Raw genomic sequence first — 14,827 nt, forward strand, 5'->3', positions numbered from 1 at the left:
GGTTATTATTACTGTCCTCCGAACAATTGGGGTCGAATGGACAGTAAGGAACTTCTGCCGGATGGAATCCGCTCACGATATGCGGTGAAGCTCTTTGCTGTCTCGTTGCTTATTACCGCCGTTATCGTCGTTAGTGGGACTGCGGTTGCAAATCAAGTGTCCGATCGGGTCACCGAAGAGCAGTTGGATTCGGTGGAAGCAAACGCGGAACTCGAGGCCGAGAGTCTCGCTAGATGGTTCGAGGGTGAACAGGAGTCGATTCGGCTGCTATCCTCACATCGAGGTATCGATCCGTCGAACGAGACACGAACCGAACACACCCTTGCCAGGGAACTCAATCGAACGTCGGACGAACTCGTCGGCCTTCACGTCGTCGAGCGGCCGACAGAGCAGCCGTCGAACGGCACAACGGAGCGGATCGTCGCGAGCAGTGATGGATTGGCGGGCGAACCGCTGGCTGCGACAGCGATCGACTGGGGACAAACCGCTTCCGGCGAGGAGGTTGCGTTCCAATTCGACGATACGGCGGATACGCTCGTCTCGTGGGTGTATCTGGATAACGGTAACATGTCGGTCGCGATCGCCTCACCGACGCCCGATGGCGATCACGTGTTGATCGGCGAGTACCACCCCAGCACTCGGGTCGCGGCGGCGGCCAACGCGACCAACGACACGAGCACCGTCGTTCTCGGCGGCGTGAGTGGGTACGTCATGTTCGAGGAGAACAGCCCAAACGAGTTTCGTCCGTACAAGGGCGACTCGACCGTCACCGAGGTCGAATCCCGAATCGAGGAGCGACCGAATCAGTTCGCGCCGATCAGCGGTTCCGAACTGGATGACACGGAAGTTCGCGGGTACCATAGCGTCCCGAGCGAGGGTGTCAACTGGGTCGTCGTCAAGGAGGTTCCCAAATCGACGGCGCTCGCCGTGACTACTCAAGTCCAGACCGATTTGACGGGGCTGATCGGACTCACCGCCGTCGGCTTTTTACTGATCGGTGCGATGATCCACTTCGGCCCGATCAGTTCGATCAGACGACTGTCGCGTCAGGCGGAAGCGGTCGCCGACGGTGATCTGACTGTCGAAATTCCGGATGGAAACCGGATCGACGAGGTCGGGCAACTTAACACCAGTCTCCACAGAACCAAGGCGTACATCGAAACGATCACCGAACAAGCCGAAAAGATCGCCCGTCGCGAGTTCGACGACACAGCCCTCGACGAAGAGATTCCGGGACCCGTCGGCGAGGCGATGGCGGATATGCGTGACGACTTAGAGCGGTTCGTTACCGAACGCGAACGACGCGAACAACGCCTCGAGGTGTTCAACCGAGTGCTCAGACACAACCTCAGGAACCGGCTCGACGTTATCAGAAGCCACACGGAGCAACTGGCCGACCGAACGGATGATGACGACGTCGAGGCTGTTCTGGCAGCAACGGACCGGCTGGCGTCGATCGGCACTCGAGCCCGGCGAATCGACCGACTGATGGCTCGCGACCCCGACCCGACGACGGTGGATCTGACGGACGTGGTTCCCGATCTGCTCTCGCAGGTCGAATCCGACGACGTCACCGTCGACACGGAGCTTCCATCGACGGCGACGCTCTGGACCGACGCCGAAATACTACGAACGACACTGACCAGTCCGGTGGAAAACGCGGTCAAATACGCGGAGTCGCGTGTCACCGTCTCGGTCGATCCGACAGCCGAGGGTTACAGTATCGCTATCAGCGACGACGGCCCCGGTATTCCAGCGGCCGAACTCCAATCGCTGGCGGCCGGAACCGAGACCCCCCTCCAACACGGACGCGGACTCGGGCTCTGGCAACTCAGGTGGGGGGTCGATGCACTAGACGGGGATCTATCGTTCGAAACCGAGGATGGTACGACAGTCATCGTAACGCTCACCGACCTCACGGGGAGACCTGAGACTGAAGAATGAGTAAAACAACACCACTCGCTCGAACCCGTTCCGGTCTGCCTCTCGTGAATCGGCCACTCAGCCGTCGGTGACGGTCGCTGCAACGGGCTGTGCCGGGTATCGAATGAAAGGTTCCCGTAGTTGTCAGTTACTGCGACCGTCGGCGGTCCCAAACTGCACGACGAGTTTCTCGGCGGTAAGCGCGTAGACGGTCATCTCTCTACCCTTGACCGAGTACCACGTTTCAACCGGTTTGACGAGGTCGTTATCTTCGAGACGCCGCAGATGGTGGTGGACGTTCTGGATCGACGTGTCGACTATCTCCGCGATCTCGGATGTCGTCTTCGGGTCACCATCCAGCGCCCCCAAAATCGCCTGTGCCGTCCCCGACGACAGCGCTTGGAGGGCTTCTGCCTGTGAATCACTGGAGACGGTGAGATCCGTTCGCTCGTGAGGGCTGTATTCGACGTGGCTCTGGCGTGGAAAGGCACTCGTCATCGTCTCTAACAGTAGTCTCGTGTTGCACCCCTCTGTAACCGGAGGCTATCAATGCAGACTCGTCCAATAGAGACAGTCTAGTTGTTCAGAGTTCGCCTCCCCAACGGTTGGCGGCGCGGTATGCCGGCGGAGCTTTCATTCCGTTTCCTTCGCGGCCCCACGATCGAACGGTCCCGAACTGGAACGCCTCGGGATCGAGCCCCGAGGTGCTCGCCTCACTCCTCCGTAGACGGTCGGTCGTGGTATCGGGGCTACATCTGTGAACTGTTGGTCGCGGAGAAGGCCGCTCTGGATATTGATGCCAACAACCTCGCCGCTTGCACCACCACGACCGGCGAGCAATATCTGTACGACGACCGAGACCTGTTCGCCCGCTCTCGCGAAACGACCGGGGAAATCGTTCGGTTACGGGATCAATCCGCGACGTCGACTGTGGCCCCGATCCCGTCGCCGAGTGATATGGAGATGGACGTAGGCACAGACATGAACCGTTCCTTGTGATGCCCATCGTCACAGATCATCATCTCGGTGCGAACGAGACCCGCATCACGAAGATCGTTGAGGCGACGGTATGCCGTTGCCCGCGAGACGTCCGCTGCTTCGGCGACCGCACGGCCGCTTCGTGGCTGCTCCGTGATCGTCTCGTACACGCGACGGGTGTATTCGTCCCCGAAGAGCTCGAACAACTCGTTCGCCGAGAGGTCGATATCTCCAGTCCAATCGGGGTGTCGCTTCGATCTTGGGGTCGGGTTAACGGACATACTCCTAAGAGAACACGATTGATACTGGAGACCGGGGCTAAGCATGCAGACCACACGACGGTCGGAACTCTAGGAGTACAGATCGTCCGTCTCGAAGAAGATCATCAGTTATGTGGCTTCGGCTTCGAGACCACATACGCAGTCGAAACAGATGTCCGGAAACGATCGCGCGGCCGACGTGCACACACTCGTCGTCGACGACGAGCAGGAGGTGGCAGACGCGTATGCACTACGACTGCGCGGCTACTGCGACGTCGAGACGGTGTACAGTGGAGAAGCAGCGCTTTCGGCAGTCGCGGATACGTCGGTCGATATCATCCTTCTGGATCGCCACATGCCGGGGATGTCGGGCGACGATGTGCTGTCGGAGTTGGCCGAGTGTGGATACTACGGACGGGTAGTCATGGTAACCGCGGTCGACCCCGGAATCGAAGTACTGGATATGCCCTTCGATGATTATCTCTGCAAGCCGGTCGAGCGTGAAGACGTCCGTGCAGTCATCGATCAACAGCGACGGATTCTCGCGTACGAAACGCTCGGGAAGTATTTCGGTGCCGAGGCCAAGCGGGCAGTGCTCAAAGCGGAACTGGACTCCACGAAGCACCGCGAGCACGAACGATTCGTAGAGGTGGCCGAGCGGGCGGAGCGACTCGAAGCCCGAGCCAGACGATTGCTGACTGATGATGCCATTTTCGCTCAGTTCGACGATATCAATCGCGGGGAGACGTGACGATTGGTCGCGCCACTGCGGACAGGCACGACGAACGGCCGGTCTCTCCGACGGTCGAGGATTTCACAAGACCGGGCGTCAGTGTTGGGACACTCATCGTGAGCGGCGTCGGTGCCATCATTTTCTCTCGGATGCCCGCACATGCCCGTCGAGATAGGCATCCAGAAGTTTTCGCTGGCCGGCACGCAGGTGATGGAGCAACGTCGACCCCGTGATATCCAGTGAGGCAGCGACTTCTTCGGCCGTGCTTCCCCGAGGCGACTGGAAGTAGTCGGCCAAATATGCGGTTCGAAGGACTGTCCGCTGTCGCTGTGTCAGCCGGTCGTCCAGTTCGTCGCGGAATTCGCGGGCGGTTGTAACGGATCGTTTCCGTTCCTCCTTCGCGACGAACTCCACGTCGTACTCCCGACTGAGAGTGTCCACGATACGGCGGACGTCACCGTCCGGAGGGAGGTCCACGACGAGACGACCCGTCCCATCGTCGAAGCTGGCACGCCGGACGGTACCACCGAGCGACGAAATGGCGAGGAGCGGAGTCGAACCACGGATAGTGAGTTCGACGCTCCCACCGGAATCGGATTCGTCGATGACTCGTGTCGCCGTGATCGTCTCCATCCCTGTGGTTTCGTGATCGACGCGGTCGATCCCGTCACCTTCGACCGAGACGAAACAGAGCAACGCATCGTCAGCCTGTGGAACCATTCCTTCCAGTTTCAGCGTCGAGTCGAGTGTCTGACTCAGTCGCGCCAGCACCGAATCGTCGCCGAGTTCGAAGGTGATCTCCGCGACGCTATCCGAAAGCAACAGGTTCCGATTTCGGACCGCGGTGATTGCGAATCCAGCTATCTCACCCAGTGTCTCGAAACTAGCCCGCTCCCGTTCGGAGAACGCCTCGGTACCACTCGCATAAATTCCGACCACCCCGTGGACGTTCGGCCCGTATACGACTGGGATACTCAGTGCTGACTGGACACCGTCGGCAAACCCGGCTGTCCGGACCGGTTCGGGAACTGTGGAACTGTCAGTGAGTGGCTGGATAGTCTGCAGTTGACCGTCTCTGACTGCACGCTCCTCGGGTGTCGTCACCGTCTCGTCCTCGACCGCATCACGAACAGCCCCGAACGTTTCGCCGGTCTCACCCGCGACGGCGCGAACGACGAAGTCGCCGGGTCCCATATCACGTTCCCCAACCCACGCGAATTCGTACAGTTCAGTCTCACCGAGTCCCCGAGAGATCGTTTCGGCGATCTCCTCACGCGACGTGGCGTCGACGAGTGCCGCGAGGATGTCCGAACGCACGTCGTCGATGAGTTCCGTCCGTTTACGCTCTTCTCGGAGTCGTCGGAGGGAGCGTCTCTCGCGTCGTCGCTCGGTCACATCTCGAAAATAGACGGCTCCTCCCTCGTCGAGTGCAACGACCGAGACGGCAAACCACCTGTCGAGCTCGGGATAATACTCCTCGAAGTCCGTTTCGGTGACCGAGGCACCTTCGAATGCGGTCAAGACGGTGTCGTCGACGGATCGTGGAAATACGTCGGCAAGCGGGACTCCAGTTGGGTCTGTGGCGTCGATCAGTCGCTGACCGATCTCGTTGCTGTCTAATACGACTCCCTCGGTCGAGACGTCGAGAACACCGATCGGCGCTCGGTGCAGCCGATCATCCATGATCGGGGGCCTCACTTTCGTCAATTCGTTCTTTGTCACTCATCGGTGTGGGTTCGGCTATCGGCGTTAGAATCGGACCTCGAACCGTGCTCCACCACTGTCGGACGTAGTGAGAGCCACGCTCCAATCGTGGGCAGCGATGATCTGTTCGACGATCGCGAGGCCGAGTCCGGTTCCGCCGTCCATCGTCGAGTGGCCCGGTTCGAATACTGTCTCCCGTTCGTCGGCGGGGATACCTGTGCCATCATCAGCGACGTAGAACCCGTCCGCCAACGCGCCGACAGTGACCGTCACGCGACGTTCCACCGGCGTTTCGTCGCTTCGATCACGGGACTGGTCTCGGTTCTCGGTATCCCACTCTGCCTGCTCTCTGTGGGTGTTTGCGGCGGGAGCGTCCGAGTCGCGTTCGACCGACCCTCTGGATCGCACTCGGTTGTCCGTAGTGCTATGCTCTACACTGTTGGTATCTTGTGCCCGCCTGTCGGAGGTGTTGTGCTCCACGCTGTTCCGGAACAGGTTTTCGAACAGCCTTCGTACTTGATCGGCGTCGGCGGTGACGGTAGGGAGTGATCCGACGAGGTCAAGCGTCGCTCCATCAGTGTCGACGGATTGCCACGCGTCCGTCGCTGCGGTTTCGACCGAGACCTGCTCCGATGGGTCCACGACTGCGTCCCGCGTAAGGGTGAGGACGTCGCGAATTATCCGTTCCATCCGATCGTGTGCCTCGGCGACCGACTCGAAGTGTTCCGGCTCTCCCGTCTCCCGTGCTGCCGTGAGATGTGCCTTGGCGACATCGAGTGGGTTACGGAGGTCGTGGCTGATCACGCTACTAACTTGGTCGACAGCAGGCACCTCCCCGATACTGGGACACTGCTGCAGGTCGGAGAAGACGAGATACCCAGCGTCGCCGTCGGAAGGGACCACCCGCGCAAAAAACGGTCCCTGATCCCCATCCCCGTCGAGGTATATCCCGACACGATCGCCCCGAACGAGATGGGTTATCGGATCCTGATCGCCGGCTACGGTACTGTGGCTGAACCGCTCGAATACCGTCGAGACGAGGGATTCGGGTGCCGTATTCTCGAACCGTCGCTCGAAGCTCTCGTTTCTCGTCGTAATGCGGGCCTCACCACCGTCTATGGCGTAGGCGAGAACGGGATCCGGAAACGCGTCCAACGGGATCGCTGCGTCACACTCGTCGGTCATTGGTCTCCCGTAGTCCTCCCGTACGATCGTCGCGGAACCACCAGCCCCGATAGCTGGTGAAGACATCTCCGGTGGGAACGGAGTCGCACGCGACTCATGCCTCCCCGTTAATTCGGACGCGTGTTTATTATTACCGGCTGTCTCTGACTCAGAAACACCGTGTGGATGCCTCGTAGTTTCTTTTTCGGTGCGCTGTTTTCCGCGTTGCCGACCTAAGAACGGGGCCTCCCGCTCCGGAACGTCCTCACCGGTCTGGGTGCGTTCGAACGACACACCCTGTCGACGGCGGTTTGCGACCCCAATATGAATGCTGCTCTCGGTTGCTGACCGAAAGACACGGCTGTACGACTGTTATTGTGGTCTCACGACGTGGCTGATATGTCGCAAGGACAGATGCTCCTCCAGAACCCACTCTTTCGGTGGGGAATGCCCGTAACGAGTGCCGCGATAGCCGTGGCAATAGTGTTTCTCGTCGCCGAAGATCGAATCGTTCGATCGGCCGTCGTTACGGTTTGTGCTATCAACGTATTAGTTGCGCCACAGATATTGAAACGAGCAGCACGGGACGGATAGAAGTTACCGATACCCCCGTACTGAACGGGGCCAGCCACCACGCGAGTCGTCGCACCCGCTGAAAAATCAACGCAGGGGCCGTCTCCGTGCTCGCAACTCCGGTAGAACAACGATTCGAGCCTCGCGGAACACCCCTCCGCGACAACCCAAGGGAAACCCTCCGTTCGGTGTCGTTTGCGAAACGCGTGTTGGGCGTCCAAGCGAGTCGCCGTTCCTGACTGTCTACCGATATCGACCCGAGTCCGTTGCGACGGCCTCCGGCACATACTCCGCTTATCTCCAATACGCGTCCGAGCTTGATGGACTACACCTGGAGGAGGGTGTCATAGAACAGTTCGCATACCAAAGAGCAGGGTGAACGCTGAGGTGGAATGAGTTCAGCGACCCTGCAAGATGATCCTTCGGTAGAATCGTTCTTCAATGCCGTGGAAACGGAGACGTTGGCGTTGTTCGAGCACCTCTCCTTCGAGTTTCTTGAAGGGTTCGACGTGTTCGCCCCGGCGGAGACGGGGCGAACACGAGATCTTGAGCCGCCCGAGATGATGCGTGGCTTTCTCCATTGCTATTACAAGAACATCTACGGTATCCGTCCGGTTGCACGAGAACTGAACAACACCGTTGTCTGGCTCAGCTGTAGCTTCGATCGACCGCCGTCGAGAGACGCGGTCGATCGATTCCTCACTGATCTTGAGCACGTTGTTGACCGGGTCTTCGACCATCTCGTCGAGCAGGCCGCCTTGCGGGGCCTGCTCGACTTGACGTATTCTATCGATTCAACCGACGTGAGAGCGATGCCCGCCGATCCAGACGCATCGAAGTGCTATGATCCAACCGATGACGAGTACTACTACGGCTACGGCTGCACGATCGTCTCAACCGGGCAAAAGATCCCGATTGCAGCCGAGTTCACCGAGAGCAAACAAGCACCAGAAGAGACGGCGATGCGCGTCACGCGTGACGCGCTCGCCGTCGGGAAACCGATGTGGATGCTTGGAGACAGTGCCTACGACACGCTCGACTGGCACGACCACCTGCTGGCCGCAGGGGTCGTGCCAGTCGCTCCGTACAATCCACGAAACACCGACGACCCGAAAGATATCGAGTACAGGGTAGAAGACCGCATTGAAAAACACAGCAACGACGTTCAGCTGAAGCAATCAACGCTAGACGAGACGTACAACCGCCGGAGTGGCGTCGAACGAACCAACGAATCAGTCAAGGGCTGCGGCCTCGGGCGAACGCACGCCCGAGGCCGCGTCCATGCACGAGCGCAGGTGTTCCTCGCGTTGTGTCTGCGCCTCGTCGTCGCAATCACCAACTACGAACGCGGAGACAATCCGGGAAGCACAATCATCACGGTGTGAGAAGAGTTCTATGACACCCTCTTGTCAGTCAATCCAGGCGATGCTCACGTCCGGATGAGCGCCCTGCACCCTTCGGGGACCGAAAAACACATCGACGGTTGCCCAATGGAGTGACTGAATAGCTATAGTAACCGTTAGAATTTTTTGCTCGGAGACTGTTGTGGGTGGTAGTGGATCATCTCGACGAGATCTCCGTCGAGGAATTGCAAGACGCTCTCGACAACGTGGACGAAAAGAAGCCGACACAACGGCTCTTAGCGGCAATTGCGTACAAGAATGGTGTAACGCAGACCGAGCTAGCTGAGTGGTACGACGTTCAGCGACGGACCATCTACAGCTGGCTCAAGCGACTCGACACCGACGAGTCGCTTGAGCAAGCCGTGTCTGACGATAAACGAACTGGGAGAAAACGTAAACTTTCAGAATTACAGCAAGAAGAATTCGAGGAAACCGTTCACGATCCACCTGAAAAGGTCGGGATCGACGCGCCGGCGTGGACGCCGGCGCTTGCCCAAGAGTATCTCGAAGAAACGTACGGCGTTGAGTATTCACTCCCGAGTTGTCGGCGGTTGCTGAAAGAAGCGGGATTGAGCTATCAAAAACCACGCCGTTCAGCCGCCGAGGCTGACGAAGACGAGCAAGAAGCGTTCCACGACGAGCTCAAAAAAAGCGGCGGGAAATGGACGCCACCGTAGTTTGTATTGACCAAACCAAGAAATCCGTGCAAGTTGAGCCGCGTGCCGCGTGGTTTCCGCGCGGCACGCGGCCCTCGGTCGAGCTTTCAGGCCAACGTGATTGGACGTGTCTGCTGGGCGCGATCACCGAGGACGGTGATCGCTTCTTCTCTCGATTTACCGAGTACGTCACGGCCGAACACGCAAAGCATTTCATTTTAGCATTATGTAAAGAATTCGAAGATGACTTGATCGTCGTGTTGGACGGAGCGCCGTATTTCCAGGCGTCGGCCGTCACGGACCTAGCGGCCCGTGACGACCTCGCCTTCGTGACGTTACCCTCGTATTCACCGGAGTTGAATCCAGTCGAAGAATGCTGGAGACAGCTGCAAAAGGCTCTGAGCAACCGCTTTTTTGACTCGCTTGATGAGCTAACAACAGCGATCGACACCGCTCTCGACAAACTCTCTGTTCCTAAAATAAGCAATTACTTCTAATGCCTACTATAGTTTCTTTATCAAGGGTGGATTGGTCCGCCCCTTCTTGATCACTACCGGCCATATGCCTGCTGTACGCCGGAGCATTAAAAAGATTAACCCCCGTCGATGTTTATTCGCCCGCTGTATCCAATAAATCCCCTGAATTCTGCATTCTCACGCCTGAATAGCAAGAACCGACACCGAAGTACATCTAGTGGGAGACCCCCCGTCATCGATGTGTAACGCAGAATCGGCGGCCTTCGTGTGGATTTGCGTATCTGTGATTGGACCTATAGTAGCCTTTGTAAGTCATCACACACCTGATCGCATGACTGCGTTCGATCAGGTGTGCGGACAGTTACAAACGCTACTATAGTTGTTCCCCTCCCCATTCTCGAAGTGTAAGCCGCACGTCTGACACCCCCCGTCATCGAAGTGTAAATATAGGCTCGACAGCCCCCCGTCATCGATGTGAAAATCAGTTCAATACTCGACTCTCTTGCTCTCTACGTGCCAATCACATTCTGGAGTGTCCTCGAGTTCTAGTCCGGTGAACGCCTCGGGATCATTCTTGAAACGCTTCGCGAAGACTCTCGGATCGATATAATCTCGCCCGAGGAAGTCGAATCGGTCGTGAAAGCGCGGACTTGAAACGAAAGTTGAGTGCGGTCCGTTCCTCAACCGACCACGGAGGGGACACCCCTCTATCGATGTGTATTCAAGCTGGATAAGGATGCTATCTACAGAAATTGACGATATTGAGCTGACAGCACCTGAGAACTGACACGGTGACTAACGACAATCACCGGTCGTCTCGGTACATTTCGAACTCGATCAAACTCCATCTATTTTGTAGAACACCCCCCCGCTATCGATGTGTTCGTCAGACCGCCTTGTTTCCACACACCCCTCTATCGATGTGTTCGTCAGGTCGCCTTGCTTCCATACACCCCTCTATTGATGTGTTCGCCAGATCGCCGTGCTTCCATACACCCCTCTATCGATGTGTATCCACGAAATTCGCCCCGTGATCGAAATCGTGATTGTAACATGACGAGCGTGTCCTACTCATCGGGATTGACTGGGCCCTTGTACTCAGAACAGATTTTTTCGCCGTCCCGCCACTGCCAGTAGTAGTAGCGGTTGTCGTTGATCTCCTTGATCGTGATTGTGGCCTTCGACGGGACATCATCCGGAAGGTCATCCGGCCGGTCGTCGATCTCGTCCTCCTCCGACTCCTCTTCGAGACGGGCCTCGCGAGCTTTGTGCTCAGCTAGTTCTTCAGCGTAACGGGCAACGTGCTGGAGCTGGTCTGAAGAGTACCCGTTGAGTGTGTTGACGATCTCTGTTGGGAGTTCCGTCGGCGGCGTTGGTGGCTCATATGACATCTGCGTTCGCCTCGTTTTAACCAACAGAGCGCGTATCCCGATAGATTTGTTGGTTAATACGCCACATGCCTTTGTTATAAAAAGCAAAAATACCCGCGTCTTTAGACGTGGAATAAATCCGACAATCCATTCCACAGTACGCCACCGATAGCAGGCTTGGATATTCTACTTTTATCGAACACCAAAATTTACAAGAGAAACAAGTATAAGTGATTATACAGGCGTTTCACGATGCTGGAAGTCCACCGTACCCACCGAGCGAAAATCCTCAACCACAACCAGGTAGAGGACCCGCTCAACCGGCATGGGTGGAGTGCCAGCAAGCTCTGGAACGTCGCAAACCATCACTCCCGCCAAGTGTGGGAAAAGACGGGTGAGATTCCTGACCACGCCGACCTCAAAGACGAGCTGAAAGGTCACTCAAAATACAAGGGACTGCACAGTCAGTCCAGTCAGCGCGTTCTGGAGGAACTCGCTGAAGCCTTCAACTCGTGGTACGGTTCCGACGACGAGCGGGACAATCCCCCCGGCTACCGCAAACGCAACTACTACGACGACCAAGGCCGCCGCGCCCACGAAGAACACCCGCGCAGCACGGTGACGTGGAAGCAGAACGGCATCAAACACGACCCAGCGAACAACCGAGTACGTCTCTCGAAGGGAGCGAATCACAAGGAACACCCCCGAGCGTGGGAGTACATCCTTGTTGAATACGAGACGCGCCCCGATGTCACGGTCGAGAACCTGCAACAGGTCAGGGCTGTCTACGACCAGCAGAACGAGCGATGGGAACTGCACCTCGTCTGCAAAGACGAAGTTGAGACACCAGATGCACCTGGCAACGAGACTGCGGGCATCGACCTCGGTATCAGCAACTTCGCAGCCGTCGCCTACAGCACCGGGGACGCCGATCTCTACCCCGGCAACCGCCTGAAACAGGACGGGTATTATTTCCCGAAAGAGATTGCCAACTGCGACGACTCAGGTGGTGAACGGGCCACTCATCTCCACGCGAAGTGGTCGGAGCGCAGAACGCACTTTTTCCATAGTCTCGCCAAACACATCGTCCAGCGGTGTGTCGAGAAGGGTGCTGGCCAGATTAATGTTGGAGACTTGGAAGGTGTTCGTGAGGACGAGAACGGCGACTCGAAGAACTGGGGTCGGCACGGCAACCTCGACCTGCATGGGTGGGCGTTCGACCGCTTCACGAACATTCTCGAATACAAGGCAAAAGTCCAGGGCATCAAAGTCGTGGAAGTGTCCGAACGCGACACGAGCAAGACCTGTTGCGTGTGCGGTCGGGAAGACGACAGTCAGCGTGTTGAGCGTGGGTTGTACGTGTGTGATCTGTGTGAGACGGCGTTCAACGCGGATGTGAATGGAGCGGAGAACATCCGTCTCGATATCAACGGCGAAAGTAACTCCGAGTCTGCCGGGCAGTTGTCCGGGGATAGGAGTACCGGCTGGTTGGCACAGCCCGGAGTCTACCTGTATGACTTGTCCAGCGGATTCCAACCGCAGGAACAAGTGGTGGACTGCAAACCTTAATATTCCAACCTCGGAATTCCTTCGCCTTCAGCCGGAGGAGGATGTCAAGCGGGTGAGAGTGTCTGGCCGTCGCCGGACCAAGTCCTCGAACGCTATGGCCGAACAGTCGTGACGACGAGCGTCCTGCACGATGGCTTTCGACACACGGTGGAAGTAGTCTTCACTCTATCGGCGAACCGATCCCCAATGCTCTGAACGGTAAGGTGTGCCGACCGCGTACCCGTCTGTTGGAGGCGACCTCGCCGCCGTTCGTACTCGTCGCGTTTGTGGTTGAGGAAGTCGGCGTTGCCAAGGAACGTTCCCGTGCTGGTGACGGCGAGGTGGCCGTCCACGTTGAGGTCAACGCCGAGAACCGCTCCTTTCTCGACTATTAACGCATCCGTTTCTGGTTCTTTCTCCATGGCGACGTGGAGGTAGTACTCGCCGTCACGCTTGTGCAGGGTCGCCTCTTTGCGCTCCCACTCGTCCCTATTCCAATACTCCCCAAACGGTGCGCCTTCGTCGTCCTCTGATGTGACGTATTCTGCGCGAACCCTGCTGCCGACGGTAGCGAGTGTACAGTAGTCGTCGTTATACGTGACGGTGCGTGTACCATACACGACGACCGTCTGTTCATCGTGCGAGACGCCGATGAACGCGGACGTGAACGGTGCGGTGAACATCCGCAGAAAGATAACTCAGAGTTCCCCGACAGGGGATATGAGTAACGGCTGGTTGGCACAGCCCGGAGTCTTCCTGTTCGACCGCGAGAGCGGGTCGTTCAACACGAGAGAGCAGGGAGACTGCAAACCCTAATATTCCAACGCTCGGGATTCCTCCGGCTAAAGCCGGAGGAGGATGTCAACGACTGTTTGCGGGATCGGTCCTGCTCGGTTGGCGAGTTAGCCGATGCAATGATAAACGCAAATCGTGCGAGACTTTATCGGTTGGCAGAGCCAAGGTCTGCCCGACCAATGAGTCTGGACGACGCGGTTGAAGAGGCTCTCGCAACATACGGGATGTCGCGGAGCGAAGAGGCCGAAGAAATCGGCCGCACGGTCGCGACGCTCCAGGACTAACGTACGCCGCTTACTCGAGAGTCCGAATTTTCTCTACGAACTCCGCGTTAATAGTTCACCGTTCCCCACTCTCCTCCCACTCCGGACGTGGTGTCGGGGACGGGAGTTCGTCAACCACAGTTCGGAGTTCGTCCTCTGTCGTCCACGGGAAGCACCGTTCGTGGAGTTCGAATTTGCGGAACTTGTTGAGATGAACCCAGCTGTACGTTGCTGGCTCTTCGCCCTCATTTGTCCGGTCGTCGATCACATCCCACACCTCCTGTTCGTCGATGTCGAGACCGCTCTCTTGGGCGCGATCAACGAGCGACTCGACGTTTGCTTGGACGTCATCCGCCGCCAAATCGTCTGCGAACGCAATCTCAAGGGCGGCCTGAACGACGTGCTGTGTCGAGTCAAGATTCTCGTCAGTCACCCACGCGTAGTCACGTGGGAACACGTACGACTTGTCGAAATACGGTGGGTCATCGATCTCGCCCAATTCAGGCGCCTCCCCACCACTCTCCTTCTCGAAGACACCGACGATGTAGTCGCTGTATGTCGCGAGCAACGAAAACATGATATCGAACGTATTGAGTCGGTCAGTCGGGAGTTCGAGGAGATCGCCCATGATGAACGGATAGGCACCGAGCTGCTTCGTGAGTTCGTTCTGGACGGCGCGAAGCCGGCGGATATAGGGATCGCGATAGCTCCCCAAGATGAAATACGATGTCCGCTGACTCCAGAGATACGGCAATTCACGCTGGGTAAACCGCCAGATTTCCCGTTTCTCTGCGGGCTCCAGTTCGATGCCCCCGACGGCCTCGTGAACGACGGTCATAATCCCCCCAGCGTCCGGCGGCGGGCTTGGGTCGGTCATTAGCTGCCGATTCAAACCACACCAGCTTATTCCTTCTGAATCACTTTGGCTTTTTCTGGATTAACCAACTTGGATGACCCTAACTGTTATAGCGCCCTCCCTCG

12 protein-coding genes and 2 pseudogenes are annotated in these 14,827 nt (G+C 57.7%); 7 read left to right on the forward strand and 7 right to left on the reverse strand.

Translation table 11 applies throughout. The features are described 5' to 3' along the window. The first annotated feature begins 156 nt into the window (after window positions 1-156). Entirely contained in the window at window positions 157-1,944 is a 1,788-nt protein-coding gene (locus NBT81_RS07765) for a HAMP domain-containing sensor histidine kinase (protein ID WP_338742276.1), read from the forward strand. 123 nt (window positions 1,945-2,067) lie between these two features. Here NBT81_RS07765 and NBT81_RS07770 read toward each other — a convergent pair whose 3' ends face one another. Then, a complete protein-coding gene (locus NBT81_RS07770) occupies window positions 2,068-2,421 on the reverse strand; it encodes a helix-turn-helix domain-containing protein (protein ID WP_338742277.1) in 354 nt (117 codons plus the stop codon). Between the two features lie 267 nt (window positions 2,422-2,688). On the opposite strand from NBT81_RS07770, the pseudogene NBT81_RS07775 reads away from it, so the two are divergent. After that, window positions 2,689-2,838, forward strand: a pseudogene (locus tag NBT81_RS07775) (IS200/IS605 family transposon protein TnpB); the annotation flags it as partial. On the opposite strand, the gene NBT81_RS07780 reads toward NBT81_RS07775, so the two are convergent. After that, window positions 2,835-3,182 carry a winged helix-turn-helix domain-containing protein gene (locus NBT81_RS07780; protein WP_338742278.1) on the reverse strand — a complete coding sequence of 116 codons (348 nt, stop codon included), beginning with the start codon at window positions 3,180-3,182 and terminating at the stop codon, window positions 2,835-2,837. The pseudogene NBT81_RS07775 and the gene NBT81_RS07780 overlap by 4 nt on opposite strands. A gap of 151 nt (window positions 3,183-3,333) precedes the next feature. Here NBT81_RS07780 and NBT81_RS07785 point away from each other — a divergent pair, with 151 nt between their 5' ends. Continuing rightward, a complete protein-coding gene (locus tag NBT81_RS07785; protein ID WP_338742279.1) occupies window positions 3,334-3,912 on the forward strand; it encodes a response regulator transcription factor in 579 nt (192 codons plus the stop codon). 117 nt (window positions 3,913-4,029) lie between these two features. On the opposite strand, the gene NBT81_RS07790 is transcribed toward NBT81_RS07785, so the two are convergent. Further along, complete coding sequence (locus NBT81_RS07790; protein WP_338742280.1) at window positions 4,030-5,577, reverse strand: bacterio-opsin activator domain-containing protein; 1,548 nt, start codon at window positions 5,575-5,577, stop codon at window positions 4,030-4,032. Between the two features lie 66 nt (window positions 5,578-5,643). After that, entirely contained in the window at window positions 5,644-7,056 is a 1,413-nt protein-coding gene (locus NBT81_RS07795) for a HAMP domain-containing sensor histidine kinase (protein ID WP_338742283.1), read from the reverse strand. A 671-nt stretch (window positions 7,057-7,727) separates the two neighbouring features. On the opposite strand from NBT81_RS07795, the gene NBT81_RS07800 reads away from it, so the two are divergent. Both NBT81_RS07800 and NBT81_RS07805 read left to right on the forward strand, forming a co-directional pair. Further along, the gene (locus NBT81_RS07800) at window positions 7,728-8,720 is read left to right on the forward strand and encodes a transposase (protein ID WP_338738304.1); all 993 of its coding nucleotides are present in this window, start codon (window positions 7,728-7,730) and stop codon (window positions 8,718-8,720) included. 170 nt (window positions 8,721-8,890) lie between these two features. Then, window positions 8,891-9,891 (forward strand): IS630 family transposase gene (locus NBT81_RS07805; RefSeq protein WP_338739018.1). Its coding sequence is split into 2 segments (ribosomal slippage): window positions 8,891-9,383 and window positions 9,383-9,891, totalling 1,002 coding nucleotides; the frame shifts between segments, so codons are not numbered across the junction. A 1,046-nt stretch (window positions 9,892-10,937) separates the two neighbouring features. On the opposite strand, the gene NBT81_RS07810 is transcribed toward NBT81_RS07805, so the two are convergent. Continuing rightward, entirely contained in the window at window positions 10,938-11,261 is a 324-nt protein-coding gene (locus NBT81_RS07810) for a hypothetical protein (RefSeq protein WP_338742284.1), read from the reverse strand. 231 nt (window positions 11,262-11,492) lie between these two features. On the opposite strand from NBT81_RS07810, the gene NBT81_RS07815 reads away from it, so the two are divergent. Then, window positions 11,493-12,809 carry a transposase gene (locus tag NBT81_RS07815; protein WP_338742285.1) on the forward strand — a complete coding sequence of 439 codons (1,317 nt, stop codon included), beginning with the start codon at window positions 11,493-11,495 and terminating at the stop codon, window positions 12,807-12,809. A gap of 92 nt (window positions 12,810-12,901) precedes the next feature. Here NBT81_RS07815 and NBT81_RS07820 read toward each other — a convergent pair whose 3' ends face one another. Continuing rightward, window positions 12,902-13,471 carry a hypothetical protein gene (locus tag NBT81_RS07820; protein WP_338742606.1) on the reverse strand — a complete coding sequence of 190 codons (570 nt, stop codon included), beginning with the start codon at window positions 13,469-13,471 and terminating at the stop codon, window positions 12,902-12,904. Here NBT81_RS07820 and NBT81_RS07825 point away from each other — a divergent pair. After that, a pseudogene (locus NBT81_RS07825) lies at window positions 13,416-13,604 on the forward strand (RNA-guided endonuclease TnpB family protein); the annotation flags it as partial. The gene NBT81_RS07820 and the pseudogene NBT81_RS07825 overlap by 56 nt on opposite strands. Before the next feature lie 318 nt (window positions 13,605-13,922). On the opposite strand, the gene NBT81_RS07830 reads toward NBT81_RS07825, so the two are convergent. After that, window positions 13,923-14,723, reverse strand: a complete 801-nt coding sequence (locus NBT81_RS07830; RefSeq protein WP_338742286.1) for a hypothetical protein — start codon at window positions 14,721-14,723, stop codon at window positions 13,923-13,925. Between the last annotated feature and the right edge of the window lie 104 nt (window positions 14,724-14,827).

It is taken from the genome of Haloplanus sp. CK5-1 (genome assembly GCF_037201915.1).
Taxonomy (GTDB): Archaea; Halobacteriota; Halobacteria; order Halobacteriales; family Haloferacaceae; genus Haloplanus; species Haloplanus salilacus.